The organism is Chryseobacterium carnipullorum (assembly GCF_900142785.1).
Taxonomy (GTDB): Bacteria; Bacteroidota; Bacteroidia; order Flavobacteriales; family Weeksellaceae; genus Chryseobacterium; species Chryseobacterium carnipullorum.
Window position 1 is genome coordinate 315,022 of sequence record NZ_FRCD01000001.1, and the last position, 26,800, is coordinate 341,821.

At 37.8% G+C, this 26,800-nt stretch carries 23 protein-coding genes and 1 tRNA gene; 9 read left to right on the plus strand and 15 right to left on the minus strand.

The annotated features are described in order from the left end of the window. Positions 1-70: 70 nt before the first annotated feature. Positions 71-1,747: a 2-succinyl-5-enolpyruvyl-6-hydroxy-3-cyclohexene-1-carboxylic-acid synthase gene (gene menD / locus BUC06_RS01460; protein WP_073328746.1), complete on the plus strand. Its 1,677-nt coding sequence runs from the start codon at positions 71-73 to the stop codon at positions 1,745-1,747. On the opposite strand, the gene BUC06_RS01465 is transcribed toward menD, so the two are convergent. Both BUC06_RS01465 and BUC06_RS01470 read right to left on the minus strand, forming a co-directional pair. Then, the gene (locus tag BUC06_RS01465) at positions 1,744-2,370 is read right to left on the minus strand and encodes an aminotransferase class IV (protein WP_073328748.1); all 627 of its coding nucleotides are present in this window, start codon (positions 2,368-2,370) and stop codon (positions 1,744-1,746) included. The genes menD and BUC06_RS01465 overlap by 4 nt on opposite strands. Continuing rightward, a complete protein-coding gene (locus tag BUC06_RS01470; protein WP_073328751.1) occupies positions 2,354-3,331 on the minus strand; it encodes an aminodeoxychorismate synthase component I in 978 nt (325 codons plus the stop codon). The genes BUC06_RS01465 and BUC06_RS01470 overlap by 17 nt, the downstream gene beginning before the upstream one ends. 47 nt (positions 3,332-3,378) lie before the next feature. Here BUC06_RS01470 and BUC06_RS01475 point away from each other — a divergent pair, with 47 nt between their 5' ends. The 4 genes from BUC06_RS01475 (at position 3,379) to BUC06_RS01490 (ending at position 6,239) form a co-directional block, all read left to right on the plus strand. Further along, on the plus strand, positions 3,379-4,098 hold the full coding sequence (locus BUC06_RS01475; protein WP_073328753.1) for a hypothetical protein: 720 nt from the start codon (positions 3,379-3,381) through the stop codon (positions 4,096-4,098). A gap of 72 nt (positions 4,099-4,170) precedes the next feature. Beyond that, positions 4,171-4,908 (plus strand): beta-carotene 15,15'-monooxygenase, encoded by a 738-nt coding sequence (locus BUC06_RS01480; protein ID WP_073328755.1) that lies wholly within the window; start codon positions 4,171-4,173, stop codon positions 4,906-4,908. Positions 4,909-4,917: 9 nt separating this feature from the next. After that, on the plus strand, positions 4,918-6,009 hold the full coding sequence (locus tag BUC06_RS01485; RefSeq protein ID WP_073328758.1) for an AI-2E family transporter: 1,092 nt from the start codon (positions 4,918-4,920) through the stop codon (positions 6,007-6,009). A gap of 2 nt (positions 6,010-6,011) precedes the next feature. Next, complete coding sequence (locus BUC06_RS01490; protein WP_073328760.1) at positions 6,012-6,239, plus strand: DUF3820 family protein; 228 nt, start codon at positions 6,012-6,014, stop codon at positions 6,237-6,239. A 77-nt stretch (positions 6,240-6,316) separates the two neighbouring features. Here BUC06_RS01490 and uvrB read toward each other — a convergent pair whose 3' ends face one another. The 3 genes from uvrB to BUC06_RS01505 form a co-directional block, all read right to left on the minus strand. Further along, positions 6,317-8,308: an excinuclease ABC subunit UvrB gene (gene uvrB, locus BUC06_RS01495; protein WP_073328763.1), complete on the minus strand. Its 1,992-nt coding sequence runs from the start codon at positions 8,306-8,308 to the stop codon at positions 6,317-6,319. Positions 8,309-8,460: 152 nt separating this feature from the next. Continuing rightward, positions 8,461-9,894 carry a M56 family metallopeptidase gene (locus BUC06_RS01500; protein ID WP_073328765.1) on the minus strand — a complete coding sequence of 478 codons (1,434 nt, stop codon included), beginning with the start codon at positions 9,892-9,894 and terminating at the stop codon, positions 8,461-8,463. A 1-nt stretch (position 9,895) separates the two neighbouring features. Next, the gene (locus BUC06_RS01505) at positions 9,896-10,267 is read right to left on the minus strand and encodes a BlaI/MecI/CopY family transcriptional regulator (RefSeq protein WP_073328767.1); all 372 of its coding nucleotides are present in this window, start codon (positions 10,265-10,267) and stop codon (positions 9,896-9,898) included. Positions 10,268-10,374: 107 nt separating this feature from the next. Here BUC06_RS01505 and BUC06_RS01510 point away from each other — a divergent pair, with 107 nt between their 5' ends. Continuing rightward, a complete protein-coding gene (locus tag BUC06_RS01510) occupies positions 10,375-11,592 on the plus strand; it encodes a PQQ-dependent sugar dehydrogenase (RefSeq protein ID WP_073328770.1) in 1,218 nt (405 codons plus the stop codon). A gap of 57 nt (positions 11,593-11,649) precedes the next feature. Here the strand turns inward: BUC06_RS01510 and BUC06_RS01515 are convergent, their stop codons facing one another. The 8 genes from BUC06_RS01515 to BUC06_RS01550 all read right to left on the minus strand — a co-directional run bounded on the left by BUC06_RS01515 (position 11,650) and on the right by BUC06_RS01550 (position 21,590). Continuing rightward, positions 11,650-14,085 carry a TonB-dependent receptor plug domain-containing protein gene (locus BUC06_RS01515; protein WP_073328772.1) on the minus strand — a complete coding sequence of 812 codons (2,436 nt, stop codon included), beginning with the start codon at positions 14,083-14,085 and terminating at the stop codon, positions 11,650-11,652. Positions 14,086-14,247: 162 nt separating this feature from the next. Continuing rightward, positions 14,248-15,405: a pyridoxal phosphate-dependent aminotransferase gene (locus BUC06_RS01520; RefSeq protein ID WP_073328775.1), complete on the minus strand. Its 1,158-nt coding sequence runs from the start codon at positions 15,403-15,405 to the stop codon at positions 14,248-14,250. A gap of 5 nt (positions 15,406-15,410) precedes the next feature. Next, complete coding sequence (locus tag BUC06_RS01525; RefSeq protein WP_073328777.1) at positions 15,411-16,490, minus strand: FAD-dependent monooxygenase; 1,080 nt, start codon at positions 16,488-16,490, stop codon at positions 15,411-15,413. Positions 16,491-16,732: 242 nt separating this feature from the next. Further along, positions 16,733-18,109, minus strand: coding sequence for a tryptophanase (locus BUC06_RS01530; RefSeq protein WP_073328779.1), 1,377 nt, complete (start codon positions 18,107-18,109; stop codon positions 16,733-16,735). 93 nt (positions 18,110-18,202) lie between these two features. Further along, on the minus strand, positions 18,203-18,820 hold the full coding sequence (locus tag BUC06_RS01535; RefSeq protein ID WP_073328781.1) for a DUF502 domain-containing protein: 618 nt from the start codon (positions 18,818-18,820) through the stop codon (positions 18,203-18,205). A 24-nt stretch (positions 18,821-18,844) separates the two neighbouring features. Continuing rightward, a complete protein-coding gene (miaE, locus tag BUC06_RS01540; protein WP_073328783.1) occupies positions 18,845-19,423 on the minus strand; it encodes a MiaE family protein in 579 nt (192 codons plus the stop codon). A gap of 76 nt (positions 19,424-19,499) precedes the next feature. After that, positions 19,500-20,588, minus strand: coding sequence for an acyltransferase family protein (locus BUC06_RS01545; protein WP_073328785.1), 1,089 nt, complete (start codon positions 20,586-20,588; stop codon positions 19,500-19,502). Positions 20,589-20,702: 114 nt separating this feature from the next. Then, a complete protein-coding gene (locus BUC06_RS01550) occupies positions 20,703-21,590 on the minus strand; it encodes a neutral zinc metallopeptidase (RefSeq protein WP_073328787.1) in 888 nt (295 codons plus the stop codon). Between the two features lie 405 nt (positions 21,591-21,995). On the opposite strand from BUC06_RS01550, the gene rplU reads away from it, so the two are divergent. The 3 genes from rplU (at position 21,996) to BUC06_RS24480 (ending at position 23,208) form a co-directional block, all read left to right on the plus strand. Beyond that, positions 21,996-22,571 carry a 50S ribosomal protein L21 gene (rplU, locus tag BUC06_RS01555; RefSeq protein ID WP_073328790.1) on the plus strand — a complete coding sequence of 192 codons (576 nt, stop codon included), beginning with the start codon at positions 21,996-21,998 and terminating at the stop codon, positions 22,569-22,571. A 12-nt stretch (positions 22,572-22,583) separates the two neighbouring features. Continuing rightward, positions 22,584-22,841, plus strand: coding sequence for a 50S ribosomal protein L27 (gene rpmA, locus BUC06_RS01560; RefSeq protein WP_034726841.1), 258 nt, complete (start codon positions 22,584-22,586; stop codon positions 22,839-22,841). Between the two features lie 199 nt (positions 22,842-23,040). After that, positions 23,041-23,208 (plus strand): bacteriocin-like protein, encoded by a 168-nt coding sequence (locus tag BUC06_RS24480; RefSeq protein WP_407919917.1) that lies wholly within the window; start codon positions 23,041-23,043, stop codon positions 23,206-23,208. A 310-nt stretch (positions 23,209-23,518) separates the two neighbouring features. On the opposite strand, the gene BUC06_RS01565 is transcribed toward BUC06_RS24480, so the two are convergent. Together BUC06_RS01565 and BUC06_RS01570 are read right to left on the minus strand one after the other, a co-directional pair. After that, positions 23,519-26,047 (minus strand): DUF5686 family protein, encoded by a 2,529-nt coding sequence (locus BUC06_RS01565; RefSeq protein ID WP_228423599.1) that lies wholly within the window; start codon positions 26,045-26,047, stop codon positions 23,519-23,521. Positions 26,048-26,694: 647 nt separating this feature from the next. Continuing rightward, positions 26,695-26,771, minus strand: a tRNA-Asn gene (locus BUC06_RS01570). Positions 26,772-26,800: the final 29 nt, after the last annotated feature.

Consider the following 26,800-nt stretch of genomic DNA (forward strand, 5'->3'; position numbering starts at 1 on the left):
TGGTGCAAAATTACATCTTTTTTGAATTAAATGTTTTTACAATTAAGTATTTATAAGTTAAATTTGCTGTATGAAAAAATATTCTTCAAAGAGAAGTATTCAGATACTTGCTCATCTCCTTCAGCAGTACGGAATTTCAGATGTCATCATTTCCCCGGGATCCAGAAATGCACCCCTGGCGATTCATTTTTCAGAAATTGATGCGTTCAACTGTTACAGTATTGTAGATGAGAGAAGTGCAGCTTTTGTGGGAATAGGAATGGCCAAGAGTGAAAAGAAACCTGTAGCGATAACTTGTACCAGCGGTTCTGCGGTGGCCAATTATTATCCTGCGGTGACAGAAGCTTTTTACCAGAATGTTCCGCTTTTGATCCTGACTGCCGACCGTCCTACAGATTTTGTAGATATTTTCGATGGGCAGACCATCAGACAGAAGGATATTTTTCATCAGCATTCTTACGGTGATTTCCAGCTTGTGGAAGACAGCAAAGAAAATGCGGAAGACATTAATTTTGACATTATTAAAAAAGCGATTGAACTATGTTTTGAAAAACAGGGTCCTGTACATGTCAATATTCCATTAGAAGAGCCTTTATATAATTTGGTTTCCGAACTTCCTTCTTTTCCAACCGTTGAAAAAACAATCAGACATAAGGAATATGAGGTTCCTTCCAACTTAATTGCAGACTGGCATACTTCACAAAGGATTATGATTTTGGTGGGAACCAGAGATTACAGTCCTGAGTTGGAAAATCAGTTGACACAGCTTGTGAAAAACCATTCTGTTGTTGTATTAAGCGAGGCGAACTCCAATCTGTATCATGAAAAGTTCTTCAGACATATTGACCGTTATATCTTTAATTTCACAGAGGAGGATTATAAAACCTATGCACCGGATCTTCTTATCACAGTGGGTCAGAATGTTGTGTCTAAGAAGGTAAAACAGTTTTTGAGAAGTGCACGCCCGAAGCAACACTGGCATCTGGATGAAGTATGGCAGCCGGATACTTATTTCTCTCTCACGGAAAAAGTAGAGGTGAAGCCTGAGGTTTTCTTTTCTAAACTTTTAAAATTCATCAACCTTGAGCCGAGGCCTTACTTTAACCTTTGGGATGTTTTAAGGGATAAAAAGGATGCTAAACACGAGCTTTTCCTGAATAAAGTGGAATTTTCAGATTTTTATTTCTTTAATAAAGCTTCGCAGACAATTCCTCAAAACTATAATATCCATTTCAGCAATTCCTCAGCAATCCGGTATGCGCAGCTTTTTGATTTCGGAAAAAGAAAGATGTACTGTAACCGCGGAACGAGCGGTATAGACGGTTCTACTTCCACAGCGATGGGTTTTGCTATAAAAAATACCAACCCTACACTGCTTATTACAGGAGATTTAGGATTTTTCTATGATATCAACGGGCTGTGGAATCAATATATTCCGCCGTTTGTACGAATCATCATTTTCAATAACGGTGAAGGAAATATTTTTAAGATTATTCCGGGACCCGGAAATGCCAATCCAAATACGTTAGATGAATTTATAGCCACAAAGCATCGCAAACACGCAGAGCATTTGGCTAAACATTTTGGTTTCTCCTATATTAAAGTGGAAGACGAGCCTACGCTGGACAGGGTATTAGAGAATTTCTTTAAGCCTGATCTGCAGCCGAAGATCCTGGAAGTGAATACACACGGGAAAAACAGCGCAGATGTTCAGAAGGCCTACTTTGAATTTATGAAGGGAAATTAATAATCCAGATACTCTTCATTTCCCGGAAGATTGTTAATCTTGTCGATAGGATAAATAAACATATCATCAAAGTCATTCATCGCATTAATCAGTTGGAAATGAGAAAACTGCTTAATGTTCTGAAGTGTGACTTCAGTTTCTTTTATTTTCTTGTGTTTCAGAAGATTCTGTCTCTGTACTCCATTCAGAAGATAGGTAGTCGGCGTAAACCATTCCTTACCTTTCAGGAAAAGAATATTGGAGAAAGACGTATCTGTGATGTGGTTGTTTTTGATGATAATGATTTCCTCAGCTTTGGATTTCATTTTCATCTTTTCCAGTTCCTTACGGTCTTCAAACTTGAATGAATAGTCGAAACTGTTGTTTTCAACCAGCTGGAAGCTCTGGATCTCCGGAATAGCGTAAGGAATCATCTGGGTGCGGATTCTTTTATCAAGATCATAAGAAAGTCTGAGCTTGAACAGACCGTCTTCGTCATGCTCAAGATTTTTGAAAATCTTACCCAGATCAATAGAACCCTCTTTTCCGAAGTGGGCAAACGTCTGGTTAACACGTTTTTGATGTAGTTCCAAAAGGAAAATATCCTGATCTTCTACTTTTATGCTTTCAATGAATTGGGACATAGATTTTATTTTTCATTTCCTGATATTCGTCTTCTAACTTGCTCATGTGTGTTATACCGCCGCCACTTTTGAAATAAAGCCGGTCTCCCTCTTTTTCAATAAAACGTATCATGACGCAGCTGTCAAGGTTCTCACCGTCAAACCAGCCGCATACTCCGGTATAATATCCTCTGTCATATCCTTCTGCTTCCAAGATTATTTCCAGCGTCTTAGGCTTTGGCGCCCCCAAAATTGATCCGGCAGGAAGCAGTTTTTTCATTAAGCTGCCTATCTTTCCTTCAAACTCAGGCTTTACTCTCCCTGAAATTTCAGAACTCATTGCGTACAGATCTTTTTGCTGTGTTTTGATGAGTTCTATATGCTGAAATTGGTCTACTATGACATCGTCTGCTACCATGCTGAGATCGTTCCGGAGAAGATCTACCACGGTGTAATGTTCTGCCTTTTCTTTTCGGTCGTTTTTCAAAACTTCAGCTGCATTTTCCAATGAGGCATCGATAGTACCTTTCATCGGATAGGTTAAAATTTTGCCGTCAATAATCTTTACAAAAGTTTCAGGAGAAAAAAATACAAAAAAATCTTCACAAAACACTTTGTACTTTGCAATTGAGTGATAAAAAATTTCTTCCAGGCTTAAATTGGTCTGAACTTCCGTCTTTCTCGTATAATTGACCAGATAAGAATTTCCGAGACGGATATTTTTCTGAACTTTATCAAAGCCTTCTTTAAAGCTTTCCAAAGTTTCAGGAAATGCCTTCCATTCAATTTTTTTATTGAGATTATGTTTCTGAGTAACGGTTGAAAAGTTTTGAAAATCAATTAATAAGCCTGATTTTTTAATTTCACTTTCTCTATAAACCTTTACATTTTCCGAAAGGAAATCGATCATGAAGAAGTAGGGAACTTTCTGAAGGGAAAGTTCGTCCATTTCCAGAAATTTTTGATGATTCATTGAAAACATCCTGCAAAAATAATTAATGATGACTACTTTTGTGTAAAATTTTTTTAATGCAGACTAAATATCCTCAGAAACCGGGAATAGATTTTATATTGAAGCAGGCTTTTTTCTATTGGAATAAGACCCTTTTCTTTCAACTGGTATTTTCAATCTTTTATTTTGGAATCTTTTTTTCGGTGCTTTTCTTCTTAGACGGAAAATATGGAGTGCTGACCCAGTATTTAGAGACGGCTAAAAATATTAACCAGGGGATGAATGCTTCTGAGCAGATTTTAAAGATGCAGTCCAATCCCGGGATCATCTATTTTTCATGGGCTCTTATTGGGACTTTAGTGTTTCTTTTTCCACTGAATATCGGGTTTTATCATATTTACAGGAAGATTGACCTGAAAGAAAAATTGGAATTGGGAGATTTGCTTGTAGGTTATAATGGACTTAATTTTTTCAAATACATAGGATATTACATTTTCTGGCTATTTGTTTATATCTATACATCTCAGACCATTATATTGGGTGTCGTGTGGGTTTTTATCACCATTTTTGTAGCTCCGCTGATGTTTTTCACAAACAAAAGGATTTTTGAAGCCATCTCCTTAAACTTTCAGGCCCTCAAAAGGTACTTTCTTGAAATACTGGTCTGTGTTATAGTGGCTGTATTCTTTAAATATGTTGGTTTTATGTTGTTCTTTGTAGGAGGCTTGTTTACATTTCCTTTTTGGAATGCCATGATTTACTCACTGTACAAAACTATTTTCTCGGAAAAAAGTTAAATTTTAAATAAGTTTAATATGTTTTTCTGCTAAAAAAAGTTAATTTTGAGGAAAATCATTAAATATTAAACTATGTCAGAATTTAACGAATTTGACCAACAGGGGTCTGTTCCCAACAAAGATACGGGATCTATTATTTCGCATTCTTTTGAAATGTATAAGGGAGTCTTCCTATACGGTATTGTAGCGATGGTCATCTACATGATAGCAGGTTTTGCAATCCAGTTGATTACAGGGTTCAATTCCGCTTCCATGATGGAGGAGATGAAAGATGCAGGAGGGGACTATTCTTCCTTTAGCTACTGGAATGTACCGGGGTTTTCGCTATACCTTTCATTGTCAGGTCTTTTGGGGATCTTGGTAGCTCCGTTATATGTAGGATTGATCTACATTGTTAATAAGTATAATACGAAAAAGCAGATTGATTTTGCTGATCTGTTCATCGGATACAAACAGAATTTTGTGAATATCCTGATCTACAGTATTATTTCAGGGATTATTTCCAGTGTGGCGATGACTTTATGTTTCTTCCCGTTCATTTTTGTTTATCCTTTCCTTTTATTGGGTTATCCTATCTTATTATTTGAAAATGCATCAGCTACTGAAGCATTAGGAAAGTCTTTCAATATTGCAAAAGAAAATTATGGAACGTTTCTTGGTGCAACGGTTGTAGGTGGACTGATTTCTATTGCCGGAGTTATTTTATGCGGTATCGGTATCATTGCAACAGCACCATTCATGATGATTGTAATGTATTCTGTGTATTGTGCATTTTTAGGAAAGCCAAGACAGATTGAATTTAAAAAATAAATAAGATAAATGATAAATAAGGATAAGCAGATAAGTAACGTTGCGATAAAACAGGTCGCTTTGCTGGCCATAATTCTGGTTTTGGCCGGATTGATCTGCTTTAACCTTGCCTTGTTTATCCCATCAGTTCTCGGGGCGATCACGATTTACGTGGTCTGCAGACGATATAATTTCTATTTACAGGAAGAGAAGAAATGGAAACCCTGGCTAGCGGCATTTGTACTGATGCTGGCAAGTCTTGTCATTCTTATTCTTCCCGTATATTTTATCGCTGATCTGCTGATAGAGAAACTTGGGAATGCTCAGGTTTATATGACTAAATTCAATGTATTTGTGGATAAAATACATTCATATATCTACTCAAAAACAAATTTTGATATTCTCAGCAAAGAGAATATGGACAAAGTAAAAAGCTCTGCCGGAAGGTTTTCCACTTCTGCAGTTAGCGGGACTTTCAACACCCTTACAGTCGTGATGTCCATGTACTTTATTCTTTATTTTATGCTGGCCAGTCCAAGGCTGTTTGAGAGGATTCTTAGTTCTTCCGCACCATTGAAGAGAGCAAACATCTCTTTGATCGGCGAAAAGCTTAGAAAACTGATTATGGCCAACGCTATCGGGATTCCGGTTGTAGCATTAGGGCAAGGAATTGTAGGGCTTATAGGGTACTTTATTTTTGGAGCACCAAGTCCGATTCTTCTTTTCGCTTTGACAGCTGCAGCTTCCATGATTCCTGTGGTTGGAGCTGCTATTATTTATGTTCCGGTCTGTGTCTTTATGATTGCAGAAGGAAATACAGGTCAGGGACTTGGTCTTGCTGCCTATTGTTTAGTAGTTGTAGGACTTACCGATAACCTGCTCCGTTTTACACTCTTAAAAAAACTGGAAAACATCCATCCGCTGAATACCGTATTCGGAATTATCATGGGGATGAATTTATTTGGTTTTATGGGGCTTATTTTCGGACCTATTCTGATCTCTTTTACCTTACTTCTGGTTCAGGTATACAGAAATGAATTTTCTGATGAGGATACACCGCCTGAGCTTGAGTTGCCGAATAGAGATAATGATCAGGGAGACAGAGTAGATTTAATTGTATAAAAGTGGAAGGAGTAAATTCAGAAATATTAAAGGAAATATGCATCGTCAGGATGCCTTTTGGGAAATACCAGGGAACCATTCTTGCCGATCTTCCGGTAAGCTATCTGGAATGGTTTAACCGAAAAGGAATGCCTCCGGGAAAACTGGGGATGCAGCTTGCGACGGTTTACGAGATTAAGCTGAACGGCTTGATGGAACTGCTGATTCCGATCAGGGCTTCTTTAAGATAAAATAGATTTTTCCGTAAAAGTATAAATTTAGGGGCGGCATCTTCGATGCCGCCCCTAAATTGTTTTATATCAATCAATTATTCTTTCAGTGCTGCGATCTCATCCCTGAGCTTGGCCGCTTTTATAAAGTCAAGATTTTTAGCTGCTGCTTCCATCTCTTTTTGTTTCTGCCCGATCATTTTTTCAATGTCTTCACCTCCATAGCTCGCTTTCGTTTCTGCTGCTTTCTGAAGGATCTCTTTTTGTGTATATTTCGGATCAGGGAAATCTTTGCTTCTTCCGACCAGATTTTCAGAGATCTTTTTATTTAAAGCCGTTGGAACCCTATTGTTCTCTTTGTTGTATTGAATCTGCTTTTCACGACGATAGTTTGTTTCATCTATCGTTGCCTGCATAGATTTAGTCATTTTATCAGCATATAAAATAGCTTTACCGTTAAGGTTTCTTGCCGCACGCCCAACCGTCTGAATCATTGATCTTCTGCTTCTCAGCATTCCTTCTTTATCAGCATCCAGAATGGCCACCAGAGAAACTTCAGGTAAGTCCAATCCTTCTCTCAATAAATTCACCCCAATTAAGACATCGAAAAGGCCAACACGTAAATCATGCATAATTTGAATACGTTCCAGTGTTTCCACATCCGAGTGGATGTATCTTGTTCTGATTCCGAACTTTACAAAATATTTAGTAAGCTCTTCAGCCATTTTTTTGGTTAGGGTAGTCACTAGAACCCTCTCATCAGCGTCAGATCTTTTCTGGATTTCTTCCATCAAATCATCGATCTGGTTGAGACTTGGTCTTATCTCAATGACGGGATCCAACAGACCGGTCGGACGGATAATCTGTTCGATATAATCACCACCCGTTTTTTCCAGTTCATAATCAGCTGGTGTTGCGGAAACATAAATAACCTGATTTTGAATTGATTCATATTCTTCAAATTTCAATGGTCTGTTGTCCATCGCTGCAGGAAGCCGGAATCCATATTCTACCAAAGCTTCTTTTCTGCTTCTGTCGCCACCGTACATTGCATGCACCTGAGGTACTGTAACGTGGCTTTCGTCAATCACCATTAGATAATCCTTCGGGAAATAATCCAGTAAGCAGAAAGGTCTTGACCCAGGAAGTCTGCCATCTAAATACCGTGAATAGTTTTCAATCCCGGAACAGTATCCAAGCTCTTTGATCATTTCCAGATCAAGCTCAGTTCTTTCCTGTAGCCTTTTGGCTTCCAATGGTTTTCCTATTTCACTGAAAAAGTCGACCTGCTTTACCATATCATCCTGAATGTTTTTAATGGCTCCGTTTAAGGTCTCTTTTGAAGTCACAAAAAGGTTAGCAGGATAAATCTGGATCTGGTCAAAATTAGCCGTAACATTTCCTGAAACGGGATCAAAACTTTGAATTTTTTCGATCTCATCTCCAAAAAACTGTATTCTCACCGCATTGTCGGCATACGCAGGAAAGATATCGATAACATCTCCCTTTACACGGAATGTTCCTCTCTGGAAGTCTGCCAGTGTTCTGGAATAAAGCGCATTAACCAGAGAGTGGAGGAGCGCGGTTCTTGTTACCTTTTCTCCGGTAGCAATTGATATTAACGATTTATGAAACTCAGCAGGGTTTCCCACACCATAAATACAGGATACGGAGGCAACGATTAAAACGTCCCGTCTTCCGGAAAGTAAACTGGCGATAGCAGAAAGTCGTAGCTTTTCAACTTCTTCATTAATGCTCAGGTCCTTCTCAATATAGGTTCCGGTTGTCGCAATGTAGGCTTCCGGCTGATAATAGTCGTAGTAACTTACAAAATATTCTACCGCATTGTCAGGAAAAAATTCTTTAAATTCCATGAAAAGCTGTGCTGCCAATGTTTTATTATGAGCCATGACAATCGTTGGCCTTTGTACATTTTGTACAACATTGGCTACAGTAAAGGTTTTCCCGGATCCGGTAACCCCCAGCAAAGTTTGATATTTCTCACCAATTTCTATTCCTTTGGTAAGTTTTTCAATAGCTTGTGGTTGATCACCTGTAGGTTTATATTCTGATTGAAGATTAAAGTTCATTTGAAATGATGTATACAACAAAAATACGAAAGAAATTTTTAGCCTTCATAAAGTATTTAAAGATGAATGTTTTAATAGTAAATTTTTCGTCAGTCAATCCTGAATACAAAATAAAAAAAAACGCTACTGGAGTAGCGCTTTTTCTCTTCATTTTACTTGAAACTCATTGTCGCAGGCATCTTGTAAATGCTGGCGATAGCTTTTCCGTTTTTTGTCGCTGGTTTCCATGCGACTCCACTATTTACAGCAGTGACGGTTTTAATCATCTCTTTATTGAATCCTTCATTATCACCGGAAGCAGTTACATTAACTACCTTTCCCGTTTCATCAATGTGTATAAATGCTGTTGATTTTACGAGCCTCTCTTTTCCGTCAAAGATACTGGTATCAAGCATTGATCCAACTTTTGATCGAAGTGATTTTGCTCCTTCCGGAAATTCTGCCTCAACAAAATTCTGGTCTTTTTGTGCATCATTTGTGTTAATACCTTCATTGCTGGCTGTTTTTCCTGGAGAAACAGTATCCGAAACAGCTTGTACCATTTCTTTTTTGATTTCCGCTGTGGTTGGTGGTTTCTCTTCCACTGATTTTTCGAAATAATAAGGAGAAGTTAAATGGCTCTGATTCGCCTGCACATTTCCGGCTGTAATGGTGCGCTCAGAGGAATCCTTAATGAATGGTTTCTCTTTTTCTGTGCTGTTGGCTTTTTGCGTATCTGCTGTAAGTCCGGGACTTCCTGCGTATGTTCTTTCAGCGAATAAAGCTGTAGCGGCAATCATTGCGGTGATTCCGGCTGCTTTTTTCAATACAATGAACTTGGATTTTTTTGCTGTCATCATAATAAATCGTTTTTTGGTGTTGTTAAAATTAAATGAATGGGTGAGTGGCAGGTTCTGATGGTGAATAATCTCTTTAAGGATTAAATTCTGGTACTCTTTAATATTGTATCTGTTATTTAAAACAGCTTCGTCAGCAAGAAATTCATGATTGGTGAGTATAGCCTTCTTATAGAAAAAAAGAACAGGATTGAACCAGGTGAATATCTTAAAAATATCCAGAAAAATGAGATCAAGACTGTGTTTCTGATCAATATGTCCTTTCTCATGAAGGAAAATTCTTGTGTCGATTCCATCATCCTTTACATAGGTTTTGCCTAAATAAATAGTGTTCCAAAAGCTGAAAGGAGGAATGTTTTCTTTTATTACCAAAATCCTGTGATTCTGATAAATCCGCTTTTCACCCTGCATTTTTTTAATCGCTCTGAAAGAAAGAATACTTTTGATCAGTAAGAATACGGTGATGGCTCCATAGACAAGCCATACGATACTGACCCAATTGAAACTTTCCTGTTCATGCTGAGCGAATGTGATTTGCTGTACTGTCTCTTCAAATAGGATCTGAGATTTCTGCTCATGTTCTGGAAGCTTTACGGTGATCGAAATAAAAGGAATCACGTAGGAGAGAATCAGTGAGCATAATAAATAGAACCTGTTGAAACGACACATTTTCTCCCTTTCCAGAAACAGATGATAGACCGCGATGAAAATGGAAGAACACAGAATTATTTTCAGAATAATGATCAACATTTTATTCTTTTATTTGCTGGTCGATAATATCACGGAGTTCTTTCAGCTGCTTTTGACTGAATTGGGCATTCGAAGTAAAAAAAGAGGCAAACTGAGTCACCGAGCTGTTGAAAAAACGGTCAATCATAGAGGTCATTTCCTCGTTGAAATATTCCCTTTTTTCTACTTTTGGATAGTATTCACGGGAATTTCCATACTGTGTATAGCCTACCAGATCTTTATTCTGCATCCTTTTCAGCAGAGTAGCAATGGTAGTCGCTGCGGGTTTCGGTTCCGGATAAGAATCCAGAATGTCCTTCATGAAAATGCGTTTCTTTTCCCAAAGGATTTCCATCAGATTTTTTTCTGAACCGGTTAATTTAATTTCTTTCATTCTACAATGTTGTAATTTGTTCTACAAATGTAGAATAAAAATTAATACCAGCAAATTTTTATGGCATTATTTTTCTATCTATCTTTTTACCACTAAATCAAATCATTATGAAATTCAACCCCATTTACGTACCGGCACTCAGTATTTTTGTTCTTTTGTCTTCGTGCAGTAAGAACAATGCCAATGCTCAGCAGACAGGAAAAGATGGCAGTGTAGAAACCGAAAAGCCCAATACAGACTATCAACCTGCTTTTAAAGGTCAGACAAGAATTAAAGCTGTTAAAACAGCCACTGCCTATAAGGTGGAAGTTCTGAATAAAGACCTTGGAAGACCCTGGGGGATGATTAATCTTCCGGACGGCAAATTTCTTATTACCGATAAAAAAGGTCATATGAACGTAGTTTCTCAGGATGGCCAACAGGTTTCTAAAATTGAAGGATTTCCAAAAGTAGACTCTAAAGGACAGGGAGGAATGCTGGATGTAGCGCTTGATCCGGATTTTAAAACCAATAATATCATTTATTTCAGTTTTTCAGAACCTTTTGGAAAGGGAAATCTGACTTCCGTTGCGAAGGGTAAACTTTCTGCAGATCTTAAAAATATTTCAGAAGTAAAAGTTATTTTCCGTGCAGAGCCTTCTTATGACGGTGACAAGCATTACGGAAGCAGGCTGGCATTTGATAAAGATGGATATTTGTTTGTGAGTACCGGAGAAAGATCAGATAAAGAAACCCGGGTGTATGCTCAGAAAACGGATAATTATTTGGGTAAAATTTTAAAAATAACCAAAGACGGTAAACCCGCTCCGGGAAATCCATTCATTGGAAAACAGGGATATAAACCTGAAATATATGCCTATGGGGTAAGAAATCCACAGGGAATGGCAATAGATCCAAATGGAACACTCTGGGATGTTGAAATGGGACCAAGAGGTGGAGATGAAATAAATCTTATACAACCTGGAAAAAATTACGGCTGGGGAGATGTGACTTATGGAATTGAGTACATGGGATCAAAAGTAGGAAACGGAATTACCCAAAAAGAAGGTACGGAGCAACCGGTTTATTATTGGGATCCTGTGATCTCTCCAAGCGGAGTCACTTTTTATACCGGAAATATCGAAGAATGGAAAGGAAACCTTATCATCGGATGTTTGAGTGGAGAGCATATTAACAGAATGGTGATAAAAGATAATAAAGTAGTGGGCGAAGAACGTCTGCTTGCTGATCAGAAAGAACGCTTCAGGGATGTTCTGGATGGGATGGACGGTCATCTGTATGCAGTCACCGACAGCGGAAAACTTTATAAGATTTCTAAAAAATAATAAAAAGAGGCTGTGATTAGAATAAATTCATTTCTGTTACAGCCTCTTTTGTGTATTCTAAAACTTAAAATTAAGTCTTGCGAAAGCCTGTCTTCCTGCAAAACCCATCTGTACAGGATCGAAGATTCCTCCGGATTCTGTATTGCCGTCTACAGCGGCGGTCTGAAGAGTAGGGTAGCGGTTGAATAAGTTTTTGCTTCCGATCGTAAGATTAAAATTTTTCGAGAACTCATACCCGAAAGAAATGTCAGTGGTTACTTTTGCGCCATAAAGCTGATAATCATCTGCACCGTTGTAACCTATCAGTTTCACTTTGTCAAATCGTACCAGCTGAACATTGGCATTAAACTTACTGATCTTATAATTTAAATTCAGATTAATCTTTGTTTTAGGAGCAGAAGCCAGGATAAATGCTCTTTCTCTCGGGCTTAAATAAGTATCTTCTTTTCCTTGTAGTTTTTCTGAAGTATTGACCTTGGTGATCTCCATTTCATTGTAATTTCCGGCCAGAGTTGCAGAAAGTTTTCCATAACCAATATTTTCAGTGTAATTTAAAATAATGTCAACACCCTTTGTTCTGGTGTCTATCGCATTCGTGAAAAACTGAGCCTGGTCAATACGATTATCAATTAAAATCTGCCCAATAGCATCATCATCCTGTGAGAAATTACCGGTTAGTACAATTCTGTCTTTTACTTTGATATAATATCCGTCAATTGTTGCGGTGAATTTTCCGGTATTAAAAGTGAATCCGGCACTACCGTTTAACGAGGTCTCCTGTTTTAATTGTGGAATTCCAACAGTTTTTGCAAGATCACTATCATTGGAGGCAAGCTGAATGGTCACCAGATTTCCTCCCTGGAAATTGGTAAACTGAAGGCTGTAATATTTTTGAGCCAGAGAAGGCGCTCGGAATCCTGTAGAAACCGATCCTCTGAACGCAAATTGAGGCGTAAAGGCATATCGTGTAGCGAATTTACCATTCAAAGTACTTCCGAAATCATTGTAGTTTTCAAACCTTCCCGCTGCACTGATCATCCATTTTTTGGTAATATCCAGTTCAGTGTCTATATAAGCCGCAAAATTATTTCTGTTTTTATTAGCCTCCTGTGAATAGCCGGGAAAGCCTTGCGAGCCGCCAGGTCGTACATCTCCGGAAAGAGGATTGGTAACCAGTAGGTTTCCGGGCGTGTTGGAAGTAACAATGTTTCCATTGATATCATACATTGCATACGATGCTTCTTCCCCTTTAATGATTTCAAACTGTTCATACCTGAATTCAGATCCGAAAGCAACATTTAATCCTTCCAGTACCTTAAACTGTTGGGAAGCGTTAAAGCCTGTTGTATTCTGTAAAAGAGAGTGTCCGCCGGCATTAAAGCTTGTGGGTGATCTTTTTCCTAGCGTAGCATTGATCGTTTTGTCTATCTGATAAGTAAACCTGTTGCTCCCGAATGCATTATAAAAATCGACATCCCAGTTTGCAACTTTAAACTTGAGTCCATTGTCAAAAGTGAAATCTGTAATCGTGGTATTCTCTATAGGATTAAACCCATTGGGATAGACTTCAGGAATATTTCCATCCGCATCGGCGGATCTTGTCCACGCATAAGCATTCGTTTTACGGTAGGAAAATCCTTGACGAGAATAAAAGTTCAGTCCATCAGATAAAGGCACTTCTACATTTCCAAAAAAGTACATATTCTGGGATTTTGCATCTCCAAACTTTTCCCTTGGAGACGAATAACCCTTTTCCGGATTGGCATTTCTAATGGTACGATCTTTATTGATAAATTCAACAGTAAAGTTACCGAAACCTCCTTTGTTGCCTATTTTAGTCCCCAGATTTCCGTTGAAGTTAAAGGTGGTTCCATCTATTTTGTGATCTGACACTACATCTTTGTCTCCGGGGCTTTTGAAAAGATTCATACCGTAAAAAGCATTGCCTTCAAAACCATGGTTACGGTCATTAAGAATAACGTTAATGACCCCAGCGATCGCATCAGAGCCATATTGTGCAGAAGCTCCGTCACGAAGGACTTCAATCCTTTTGATCGCTCCGATGGGAATGGTATTCATATCTGATCCCGTATTTCCTCTTCCTTTGGTTCCGAAAAGGTTGATCAGTGATGACTGATGGTATCTTTTTCCGTTCAACAAAAGAAGCGTCTGGTCTGGCCCGAGACCACGGAGGGTTGCCGGATCTACAGAGTCCGCCCCATCTGATCCTGACTGTTTATTAGAATTAAAAGAGGGGGCCGCAAACTGTAAAAGCTGATTGACCTCTATCTGCCCGGTGGACTGACTGACCTGTTTGATATCAATAACATCTACAGGGACAGGCGTATTGGTCACCGTTCTTTTTTTATTCCGGCTTCCGGTGATCGATACTTCCTCTATTTTTGATTCCTTGGAAATGGTATCATTGGTATTTTGTGAATAAAACATCGTTACAGTCCCTAAAAAAAGAACGCTGGTGTATATTATTTTCATATTTCATATTGGATTTCGTGATTGTTTCAAAAATATTGAATTTTATCTTCAAATCAATGTGAAATATCGCTATTGTGTATGAATTTTTTAAATAGAGGGTGTTTTTCGTTAATTTCAGTAAAATATTAAGTATATAATTATAATTTATGAATTTTTTTAACCTTAAAAACTTTTGATGATCCGGTTAAGGCCTTCCTCCAGAATTTCCCTTGAAGTGGAGAAGCAAATTCTGATATGGCCCTCAGCTCCTTTTCCAAACCATCGTTCAGAACCCGGAACAACTGCTACTTTCCCATGCTGAAGTACGTGCCGGGTAAATTCATCACTGGTAAGATTGTTTTTGATCTTTGGAAATAATACGAAGGTAGCTTCAGGTAAGTTCGGAGTTAAAATCTCTGATCCGCTCAGAATATCATAAGCAAAGTTCCTGTTATTCTGTAAGTGGCTTAGAAATTCTCTATACCATGGTTTTGCGCGCTCCAAGGCAACACTGGCAGCAATTTGTGAAAGCGTAGAAACCCCTTCTATCGTAGAATTGAAATTTGATTTTTCTACAAAGTCATCAAATATATCCTGATCATTACACAAAACAGCTCCAATCCGGAGTCCTGCGATTCCAAATGATTTTGAAAAACCATAAACCGTGAAGCTTTTTTTCCTTGCCTCCTCTGAAACAGATGAATAGGTATGGAAGTCTTTATGGTCATAGATGATGTCACTCCATATTTCATCACTCATCACCCAAAGGTCATGAGCAGAAGCAATTTCAGAGACTTTTTTCAGAACTTCTTTGGAGTATACTTTTCCAAGTGGATTATGAGGATTGCATATACTGATGAGTTTGGTTTTCGGATTGATCAGTTCTGTCATTTTTTCAAAATCAATATCTCCGGTTGTGTGATTTACAGGGCATAATTTGACAGTTCCTCCGGCAGCTTCTACAGATCTTTTGAACAGAAAATCTACGGGATCTAAAATAATGGCCTCGTCTCCAGGCTTTAAAACATAGGATGCAATCAGGAACATTCCCTGCGCAGCGCTGTTCACAGCAAGAACGTTGTCAGGTGTAAAACGGCCATGTTTATCAGTATTAAAATGTTCTGCAACATTTTTTTTAAACTCAGGAAGCCCTGAAAAAGGCCCATAGCTTAAATAGCCGTCTTTGATGTATTCTATGATTCCCTGCTCTATTTCCTGGGCGGTTCTAAAATCCGGATCTGCAGCTGTCAGAGGAATAATTCCCTCTTCTATGGTTGCCCATCTGCCGTTGTAGGCTTTTCTCTTTAAGGCTTCAAAATTGATATCGTTATTACTGAACATTGGCTTTATTTATAGGATATGGGTAAAATATTTTCGGTCAGTTGGTGAAGAGGTTTCAGAAACTCATTCAGCAGGGTTCTTCCGTTTCTGATATGAATTTCTATTTCCGGTTTCCTTTCTGCTTCATATTTTCTGAAGGCATTGACCCTGTTTTTTTCTGTTATCAGACATTGAGTCAGAGTAAAAGAATCCTTTAGTGCTGAGGTTACGCCCTGGCTGGTGAAGGGGATGAGCGGATGGGCAGCATCACCTATGAAAACAATATTATCGTTGAAAAAAGGGTTGAGTTTCTCCAGTTCATAGACCCGCCACAAATGGACATTTTCATAATTTGATCCTTTTACGATAGAAGATACCATAGGATCCCAATCGTTAAAAATTTCAAACATATAGCTTTTCAGGTTTTCAACGGTAGATGCTTCACTGATTTTGTATTTTTCATGATCAAACTGAGCGTACCATAAGACGGTGTCTTCGGAAAGCTTCAGGATCCCGAAAGTAAGTCCGCCATCTTCGTGATGGTATTTCATGAAGTTGTCTTCTAAGCACGCAGCGATCTCCTTACATTTGATGATGTTCACAATTTCATATTCCTGCACCGTTCTCATGACCTCGTCCTGGAAGGTTTCTCTTCTGATACGGCTTTTAGAACCATCAGAAACAATGGCAAGATCAGAATCTAAATACGTTCCGTCATGCTTTTTTAATTTCCCTTTCTGAAGGGTACAGGGGATGACCGTTTCTTCATATGTGATCTTTTCAGCAGGAATATTTCGGGCCAGAATATCAATAAGCGAGCTTCTGGAAATGACAAAGACATCATGGAGTTCTTTTTCTGCAAGTATCTTTCCCTGATGTGAATACCTGATGTATTTCTTTAAAAAATTACCCTGTTTATAAAGCAAGGACTGATCAACGATCTGTGACAGATATTCTATCCCTTCTTTCGGAAGCAGAAAGCCGTGACCTGTAAGATCATCTTTTTTCCTTCTTTCATAAATGTGGTAATCTAATTGATGTTTTTCTAAGTAACTCGCTATGCTTAAGCCGGAGATGCCGGCGCCCACGACAGCAATTTTGTTCATTTCGGAATGATGGATTTTTTCAGTTAGTGTTTACGTTTACGTCCTGTAAACTGTTTTTTTTGATAAGTGCAAATGTAAATTAAAAACGATCATCATTTGAATAAAGTAAATGATTTTAATTTAGAATAATTTATACATAACATAAAAAATACATGAGTTGATATATTTTGATCAGAAGTTTCGCGTGTTTTTTTTTGCTGAAATGTAACTAAAAAACCGGGAGCTGAATCCCGGTTTTATTGTTAAGCTTCTTCAAGCTGTACTGTAAAGTGTCTTAGTAAATCTGGTTCCCAAGTGATTTTATATCCTTTGGAAATCTCTTCACGTCTTTCATATACGTTTTTGATTCCTGCAGCGATGTAGTCCATGTGGTTGTTGGTATACGTTCTTCTAGGAATTGCAAGACGTACCAATTCCAGTTTTGGATAACGGTTTTCTCTGGTTTCAGGGTCTCTGTCGGCTAATAGTGTACCGATCTCTACGGTTCTGATTCCTGCTTCCTTGTAAATCTCAAGTCCTAAAGTCTGCGCAGGATATTCTGCACGGGATACGTTGGGAAGAAAATTTAGGGAATCAATAAAAACAGCATGTCCTCCGATGGGTTTCTGAACAGGAATTCCGTATTCAATCAGTTTGTTTCCAAGATATTCCACCTGAGAAATTCTGCTTTCAAGGTAAGCGAATTCTGTTGCTTCATCCAGACCAACGGCCAAAGCAGCCATATCTCTTCCGGCCATTCCTCCGTAGGTAATGAAACCTTCATAAATGATTGTAAAGTTGGATGCTTTTCTAAAGATTTCTTCACTGTTTAACGCAATGAATCCTCCAATATTAACAAGACCGTCTTTCTTGGAACTCATCGTCATTCCGTCTCCGTATGAGAAGATTTCCTTACAGATTTCTTTGATGCTTCTGTTTTCCTGGCCTTTTTCTCTTTTTTTAATGAAATAAGCATTTTCTGCGAATCGCGCTGAGTCAAAGAAGACAGGAATCCCATATCGGTTGGAAAGTTCTCTTACTGCTTTCATGTTCTCCAGAGAAACAGGCTGTCCTCCCGAAGAGTTACAAGTGATCGTAATCAAACAGAAAGGGATGTTTTCTTTAGGATGGCTTTTGTAAATCTCTTCCAGCTTTTCCAGGTTGATGTTTCCTTTAAACGGATGCAGATCATTAATGTCAAAAGCTTCATCGATGGTACAGTCTACTGCATGTGCCTTTCTGAACTCGATGTGACCTTTAGTCGTGTCAAAATGAGAGTTTCCAGGAACAACATTGCCTTCTTTTACCAGAACTGAGAAAAGAACGTTTTCAGCAGCTCTTCCCTGGTGAGTTGGTAGTAAATATTTAAAACCGGTGATTTTTTCAACGGCATTCTGAAGCTGTTCAAAAGATCGTGACCCGGCATAGCTTTCATCTCCGGTCATCAATGCGCCCCATTGTCTGTCGGACATCGCTCCTGTCCCGGAATCGGTAAGAAGATCGATGAAAACCTGGGATGACTTTAGGTTAAAAAGATTATAATTGGCATCTTTAAGCCATTGCTCTCTTTCTTCTCTGGTAGACTGGCGGATTTCCTCCACCATTTTGATACGGAATGGTTCCGCGTACGGTAATTTCATGCGTTAAAATATTTTTTAGATTGTTTGTAAAGAAAATTTGTTTGAAAAAAATTTCAAATTCATCAATGTATATTTAAAAGGGAGCAGAAGAGATTACTCCGGAGCTTTAAATATATTGTCGTCAGAATGGAACCCGGCTACACCGCCGCTTACGGCAAACTTCATGGCAGAAGCCGCAGTCATTCCCACAACAGGTTTGATGTTTTTTTCTTCAGTAACAATTACCCATCCTGAAATAGCGTAGGAGTGGGGCAGATATACCGCAACGTAATTGTGCTTGTCAACGTCCGACATTTCTTTTTGGGTCAGAAAGCCGATTCTCCAGATTTCAGGATTTTCGTTGGTTTTTACCCAGACCGGATCGTTGAATTTCTTTTTGTCTCCTACAAATGAAGACATGACGTCTTTTGTAGGCGTATAGATGTGTTTCACCCCGGGAGTTTTCTCCAGCAGGCTATCCATGGTGTCAAAAAAGAACCGTCCGACTACGAATTTATTTCCAAGATAGCCCAGGATTGCAGTCATCAGTATGGTTGAAATGAAAACCAGACCCGGGACTTCCCTTGCGACAGATGGAATAAGGTTGTCAATAGCACTGACAATATACCATATCACAAAGATGGTCAGCCCGATCGGGCCAATAATAACCAGTCCCTGAAAGAAATTTTTCAGAAAAAAATTAGCAATATTTTCGAAAGTCGGTTTTTTCAACGTGGATTTTTTACTTTTTTTATTTTAACCGTGAATGGTTTCTTTGTTTCCGTAAGATTTGATGATACTGGCTTCGTATTCCAGCCATTCTTCCCAGCGTTGGTTTACCTTTTCGAGATCACCCAGCTGTCTTGCAAAACCAATGAAAGTCGTGTAATGATTGGCTTCTGAGATCATTAATTCTTTATAAAAAGCTTTAAGCTCTTCATCTTTGATGTTTTCTGTAAGAACTTTAAATCTTTCACAGCTTCTTGCTTCAATCATGGCAGCGAAAAGTAATTTATCAACAATTAAATCTTCTCTTCGTCCCTGAACAACAAATTTAGCCAGTTCATTGACGTAATCATCTTTTCTCGCCTTTCCGAAAACATATCCTCTTTTCTTGATAATTTCGTGAACCTGGCTGAAATGGTCGAGCTCTTCCTGCGCAATGGCAATAAGTTCCGTTACAATTTCCGGGTATTCTGGGAGCATATTGATTAAACTGATGGCATTGGTTGTGGCTTTCTGCTCGCACCACGCATGATCCGTTAAAATTTCTCCTATGTTTCCTTCTGCAATATTTGCCCACCTTGGATCGGTAGGAAGTTTCAACTTAAACATGTTTTGAATTTTTTGTAAAATTAAAATAAATTGCGATACTAAAGTTTTTTTTTATTTCAAATAGAGAGCTAAAGTGTTAAGAAGCAGTTTTTCTCCTTAAAAATTCCAGAACTTTCCACCCGAGATCGTCTACCTTTTTTAATCCTGCTGCAATAATGAAGGCAAAGATTATATTAATGATATAAATGAGGATCATCAGCGTCCACCAGGGCATATTTTCTTTTAAAGCAACAACTATAAAATAGACGAGCGAGGAACTTATTCCCTGAGCGAAGTAAAAGAAAATGGCATTCTTTCCGATGTGGGTAACAAAATTTTCTTTTGTAATTTTTAATCTGTTATAAAGCACCAGTAAGGTAGTGAGGGAGAATAATGACCAGATAATATAAGGAATCTTTGGCGGGAATTTATTTTTATTGATTTTATAAAAGATCTCACTTCCATAATACCAGAACATCCAGATCAGGGCCGCCGCAACTGCTGCGTAAACGACAGGAATAGCTTTGGCCGGAATTTTTTTTCCGCGCATTCTGTTGGCAATTAAAAAGATGGCCAGGTAGAAAGCTACATAACCGACTTGACCTGTAGGATAGGTTTCCGGGAAAATATTGAATACTAAGGTTAAAACAAGGCAAAGTCCTATGAACCAGTTGACATGTCTAGGAAAAAATCTTAAAATTAATACTCCAAAAACAGCTAAAATAAAATAAACTTTGAGGTACCAGAAGCTGCCCATAACCACTGGGAAAGTGTCTGCATTCGTATATTGGTGAAGGTACCAGTTTCCAAGATTCTGCCATTGCGGGATATCGGAAACACCGGTTGTGGCATATTTTGATCCAAACGTTGAATAAAAGCTCTGAAGCCATTCCATAGAAAAGAATGTTAATCCAAATACTTTGAAAAAGTAATCTAAAAAGAAAAGGAAGGTGACAAAGATCATATAGGTGATCTGAAGTTTTAATAACCTGTACAATGTTTTTTCTACGTTCGATCCGGAAGTAATTCCACTGAGTGCATAAAAAAGCGCAACATCAAATACCAGAGAAAATACTCTGATTTCTGCAGGAATATAAAACTGTCCCGACCAGAAAGCGGTATGGATGAATATAATGGAAAGTGTGGCTATTCCCTTGGCAAAATCAATGTAGAGGTCTCTGTTCATTGTTGTACGATATGGCTCAAAAGTAAATAAACTTTAGGATATTTGTCGATAAAAATAAAAAGAGACAGGACATTGCTGCCTGCCTCCTTTGTTAAATATGCTAAAAATGAATGTTTATTGAAGTTGTTTAAATTCTTCTGCAGAAATTTCTCCCGTCTGAATTTTTCTAAGTTCATCCATGTATTGGCTCATATAAGCATCGATCTCCGGGTTTGCGGAGTTTTTGCCCATTTTATAAGTTCCGTTTAATACACCCTGATAATAATAGAAGAAATTATAGTCGAAATTCGCGGCATTAAGATCGTACTGTCCGAGAAGAAATCCTAAACGTACAGCGGATCTTCTTTGTGGAGGAGTTCCGTGATGGTTGGCGCTGTTCGTTTGATAATCTCCGATGCTTTGTGCAAATTCATAGGCAGCGGCAATTTCTGTAAAGTTGGTTTTGTTGTATCCGTTCGGTCTTCTTAAATAATATCCTGCAAAACCATCTGCTTCCAGTTCGTTGGGTCTTGCGGTGGATTCATTAACGGTAGGCAGTCCAAAAATGTATTGTAACTGATGACCATATTCATGAGCAAGGATCATGGCATTGACAATATCTCCGCCTTTGCTTTTTGCATCATAATAAATAGCGTAGCCATAGTAAATCTTTCCTGTGGAATAAGAAATGGCATTGTACGTAGAATTAAAGTTGGAAGGGTCATTCACAAATCGAAGGGTAGGATTGCTTCTTCCCCATAAACTTGCAATTTTAGTCATCTGAGAATTCATAAAGTTGGTGTCCGTAGAATTCTGAAGAGTAGTGTACAGTAAAGAAGATGAGCTCCAGTTCTGGTCTACATAAGAGCAGCTTTTTTGAAGATCTCCCGGCTGTTCGATCTTTGCGCTTGCAGATTGAGATTCAGGAAGAACAGATTCTTCCATTTTGTCGTCACGGCAGGCTGACAATGAGAAAGCAGCCATGGCTCCTGCTAATAAGCAGAATTTGAAGTTTCTTTTCATATAAAATATTTTTGGTGATAACGAAGGTATAAAATTATCTCTTAATTATGAGTGCTTTAATGTGATAAATTATTCAAAACATAGTGAATTTATATTTTTTGTATTATTTTGATGAAAAAAATAAATCTAATTGTAAATATTAATAGGAATTTGTACAGGTAATTTTCTTTTATGCCTTGATATAACTAAGAAAAAGGGATGAATAGACCATTGAGTATTGATTTTAAACTGTTGGTAATAAGAAATTATTTCTTTTCAAAATAGGTTTACGATTGAATATTTTACAACGGGGAATTCTTTAAATGACCCTAAATTGTTTTTCTAAAAAAATACAGATCTGATTGCAAGCTATTTAGAAAATTATTCATATATTTGCACCTCGAAATAACTAAAAATTTATAAACAATGTTTGCAATTGTAGAAATAGCAGGGCTTCAATATAAAGTTGAGCAAGACCAGAAGTTGTTTGTAAACCGTTTGAAAGGAGAAAAAGGAGACAAGGTTTCTTTTGATAAAATTCTTCTTACTGTAAACGGTTCAATCACTGTTGGCGCCCCAGCTGTAAGCGGTATCACTGTAGATGCAGAGATCCTAGACCATGTAAAAGCTGATAAAGTAATCGTTTTCAAAAAGAAAAGAAGAAAAGGTTACCAAGTAAAGAATGGTCACAGACAATCTTTAACTCAGATTCGAATCACTGGTATTACCGGTTTTGAAGCTGGAGCAAAGAAAGTGACTAAAAAAGAAACAGCAAAAACTGAAATTCTTTCTGACAACGCAACTGTTAACTTTGGTGAAGATCATGAACTGAACTATCACCTGAAGAAAAACAACTTGTCTCAGTCTAAAGAGAACAGAGAAACTTTAATTACTTTAGGTAAAGCAGTTAAAGTGGAATTAGAAAAAACTATTCTTACTCACGAAGAAGTAGATGCTGCTATCGTTAAGAATATTGATCAATTTAAAGCACTTAACAAATAATCCAGTAATAAAATGGCACACAAGAAAGGAGTCGGTAGTTCCAAGAACGGTAGAGAGTCTCACTCTAAGAGATTAGGTGTGAAGATTTTCGGTGGACAAGAAGCTATTGCCGGAAATATTATTATCAGACAAAGAGGTACACAACATCACCCGGGTGAAAACGTGGGAATGGGTAAAGACCACACTTTGTTTGCATTAGTAGACGGTAAAGTAGTTTTCAGAAAGAAAGCAAACAACAGATCTTTCGTATCTGTAGAAGCAAACGCATAATTTTTTAAGCGTTTTATAAAAATTGAAACCTCGGCATTTGCTGAGGTTTTTTTATGTCTATATCCGTTAAAAGCAAAATATTTTCGCCAATATTCCAATTTTGGTGAAATATTTATATATTTGTTAACCATCAAATAACAAATCATATGCGGATGCCGAAAAGCGTAGAGAGTAGGCGAACAAATCAAAGCTAATTATTATGAAAAATCTCAGAAAATTATCTAAGAACAAACTTAGAACTATTGCCGGTGGAGCTGTATTGTGTCCACCTCCTGCAACTACCTGCGGTGAATGGTGTTCATGGACATCACAGCAGAGACTTAGATGTATTAATATGGTTATGGACCCGGATCCTTGCCCATGTTAATGTAAATAAAGTTATTGAAAGGCCTCAGCATACGCTGAGGTTTTTTTATTTTCAAGGATAAATAATTCTACCCTATTCCACTGTAATGAAACATATATCTATTTGTTTAACAGATAAATAAACAGTAGCTACCGTATGTGATATCTGGTGGAATGACTGATTTGAAGAAAATGCATTTTCCTGCTTCATGTTAATGAGGGTTGGAAATGCTAAGTGTACAAACCTGAATAAAGTCAATATTCATGAACTTAGTAAGAATGAAATGGGCTGCATCTTCGAAGATGCAGCCCGTTCTTATATTGTCTTCTTATTAAAATCCTACCTGGAATCCTGCTTTGATACCAAATGTAGAAATATCAGGTCTGTCGAGATAATTTCCTCTCCAGTTGAAGTCTACTCTAAAGATCCTAAGGTTTCCGATTCCTATATTTTCAATTCCGAATCCATATTCAAAATAAATCTGCTCACTGGGTGCGGAATATTTAAATCCGTCTACATTGATCGCTTTAGACGCGTCACTTAAAGTTCCGTAAGCACTTCTGATAAAGGCAATCTCTCTGAGCTTCAGTTTTTTAATCAAAGGAATGAAAGAAAGTATCTTTCCATTAAAGTGATGTTCAAGATGAAGTGTTGAATACGTATCAGCAACAAATTCATAATAATTAAGCTGTGCAAATGTATTTTGTGCCAGACTGTAAGATTGGTTTCCCGGGATTACATTCTGAAGTCCTAACGGAACATTGTCGAAAGTCTTTCCAGCCTCGAAGCTGATCATGGTCTTACCCCAGCTTCCGAGCAATACGGGCTTGTAGAACATAAACTGAAGTCTGTTGTAATTGAAATCACCATTGAATAATCCTTCAATTCCTCTCGTGTATTTCAATATAATAGTAGGTGCCAATGTTCCATGTTCATAACGGTCTACTCCGGTCTGGGAGAATTTGGCTCCCGGTCTTGCAATTAAGCTAAGCGTAACGTGAGAATCATTAAGGGTTTTTCGCAAATCACCATTGCGGTAGTACATCAGGCTGAACTTCTCGGGATTGGCAGATTTGATGCTCTGCAGGGTTCCGTCTACTCTTACCTGGAAGTTTTTCCATGGCTCAATAGAGGCAAAAATATTAGTTTTGTTGATAGAACTCAAAGAAGCGTTCTCTCCTCTGGCAAAAAGGGTGGATGATGCAAAAGTTCTTGCCATGATTCCGTCATCAGTCGTAAGCTGTACCCCAAGTTGTTCGATGTCTCGCTTGGTTCCGGCGCCAATCATAAATCTGTTGACCCTGTTGAACATGTAGCGAGCTTCTGCTCCGTATTTAACCTGTTGGTCTTTGAATCCGTATGCGGTATAAAACTGAACTCTCCAGGGATCATTTTGTCCGAAATACGTTCTGGCTCCCAGTCTTATCCTGTCTCCTTCAACCTCATTTTTACCATAAATTGAAAAAATAGGACCGATATCAATACCTTTAAAGGCGTTGTAATATCCTGATGCGAGTGTTTCGTAGATTTTAACAATACGGTTGAATTTTGGGGTCTGCTGAAGCCTGTCAAGCATCTCGTAAACTCCCTGCTCCGATTTTGATAATGAGTCCGGTCTTGCTTTTGCCCAATAAGCATCGTCTTTATCAACAAATTTATCATCGTATTCTTCTTCTCTGCGGGTAAATACTTTGTCATCAAGAGGCTTGTTGAATTCATACTGTGAATAATCAACGGACCGTTTTGCAATAATACTTTTTGAAGTTCTTTTTTTCGCAAAAGGGGTAAGCTCTATTTCTGTAATGAATTTTTTAGGAAGGAATGTATTTTCGTCAGGATTATCATATTCCAGCTCTGTGGAAATACTATTGATAAAGTTAACGTTGATTTTCTGGGTTGATTTTAAAGTGGCTCCCAGCACAGCATAGCTATCTGTATCTATATAAAGGTATCCCTGAAAAGCTAAAACGTCTTTCCTTTTGGGTTGATATCTGATCTTATAAGCATTCTCTCCGTGGATAGAGATCGTATCGGTTAAGTTATAATCGTAGGTGCTGAATCCATTGGTGCCCACGGGGCTAGGAAATCCGATGTCAAAATAATTTAACGTGTTATCGTAAATATTAATATCTCTGTAGAGGTTTTTTGCCGTAATGGTGATGACCTGATTATCCTGAAATCCTGATGTTTTTTGGGCGACAAGTAATCTTTTTGTCTTTTTCCCCGGTTTGTTTTCCCCGAAATTTTCATACATGGACTCATTCAGGAATATAGGAAGTCCTATTTTTCCGCTCGCTGTAGAATCAGCATAATCAAAAATAAAGTCAAGTTTGTTAAAGATCTTTTTACTCATAAAAGCACTGTCCAGATTGTTGGCGTCAAACTGGATTTTTTCATACTCTTTATAGGTATAGGTGTCGAACTTTTCTAAGCCGTTATTTCGTTTTCTTTTCCATACTTCCTGCATAATGGCATAAGCAGGATTTTCCTTCTTGTTTTTATACTTAGGTTTTTCGTTATGGATGACAATCTCAGCAATGGTATTTTCTTTTTCCTGTGAAAGTTTTACGAAAATGTTTTCTGCTGTTTCAGGAGTAATGTTAACGGTTTCAGCGGAATAGTTCTTTTTCGAAAATTTTAGTTTATAAATAATGCTGTCAGACTGGACGCTGAAGTTTCCCACGGAAGTCTTCAGAAAAGGGGTTGTGCTGTCATTGATAAAGATATCTACACCGGAAATTTCTTTGTTGGTTTTTGCATCGGTGATTCTACCGTTTGCTGTGTTTTGGGCATACGTGAGACAGGATATAAAAAGCAGAAAAAAAAGGTTGTAATATTTGGAGTTGTTATTTAACATCATTTGGTTCTTCAGGCAATTAGCACAAACAAAAAGCGTGCTGTTAATTTAAAAAAGATCATTTTTTTTAACGTTTTCTGTGAAAAATCACAAAACTACAAATGTAACGAAAATAACAGGAAAAGATTGTGATAATAACTGGCTTGATGAAGGGAAATTTTGCCATTATAATTCGGTATGTGATTCACGAATATGTTTTTTCGCTATTCACATCTTTTCCACAATTTATCAGCATAGGAAAATTGGATTATCAACACCCTTTAAATATGTTTTCGTTAGGTTATTCACATGATTTTAACAGATTAATATTGTGTTTTCCATGATATCTTAATACCTTCTTAATAGTTTTTCCACAGGTTATTAACAATAGTAATTTATTTAATTTCAATTGATTATTCAATTTAATGAGCTTTTTCCACATTAAATAATAGTTATTTGTGGATATCTGAAATGATAGGTAAAAAGAAGAAGAAGTTGACGTCTTTAGCTATTTTGTGGAAAATTATGGGATGTGGAAAAGTAAGTTGATCGGAATTTAAGTAAAATAGATTAATTAGATAATGAAGACTTGCTGATATTGATGGTTCAAATACCTCCTATTATCTGAGGTCCGGATACAAAAAAAAGACCTACATTTCTGTAAGTCTTTTTGGCTCCTCCTGCTGGGCTCGAACCAGCGACCCTCTGATTAACAGTCAGATGCTCTAACCAACTGAGCTAAGGAGGAATTTTCCTCTGTTTAAGGTGCTGCAAATA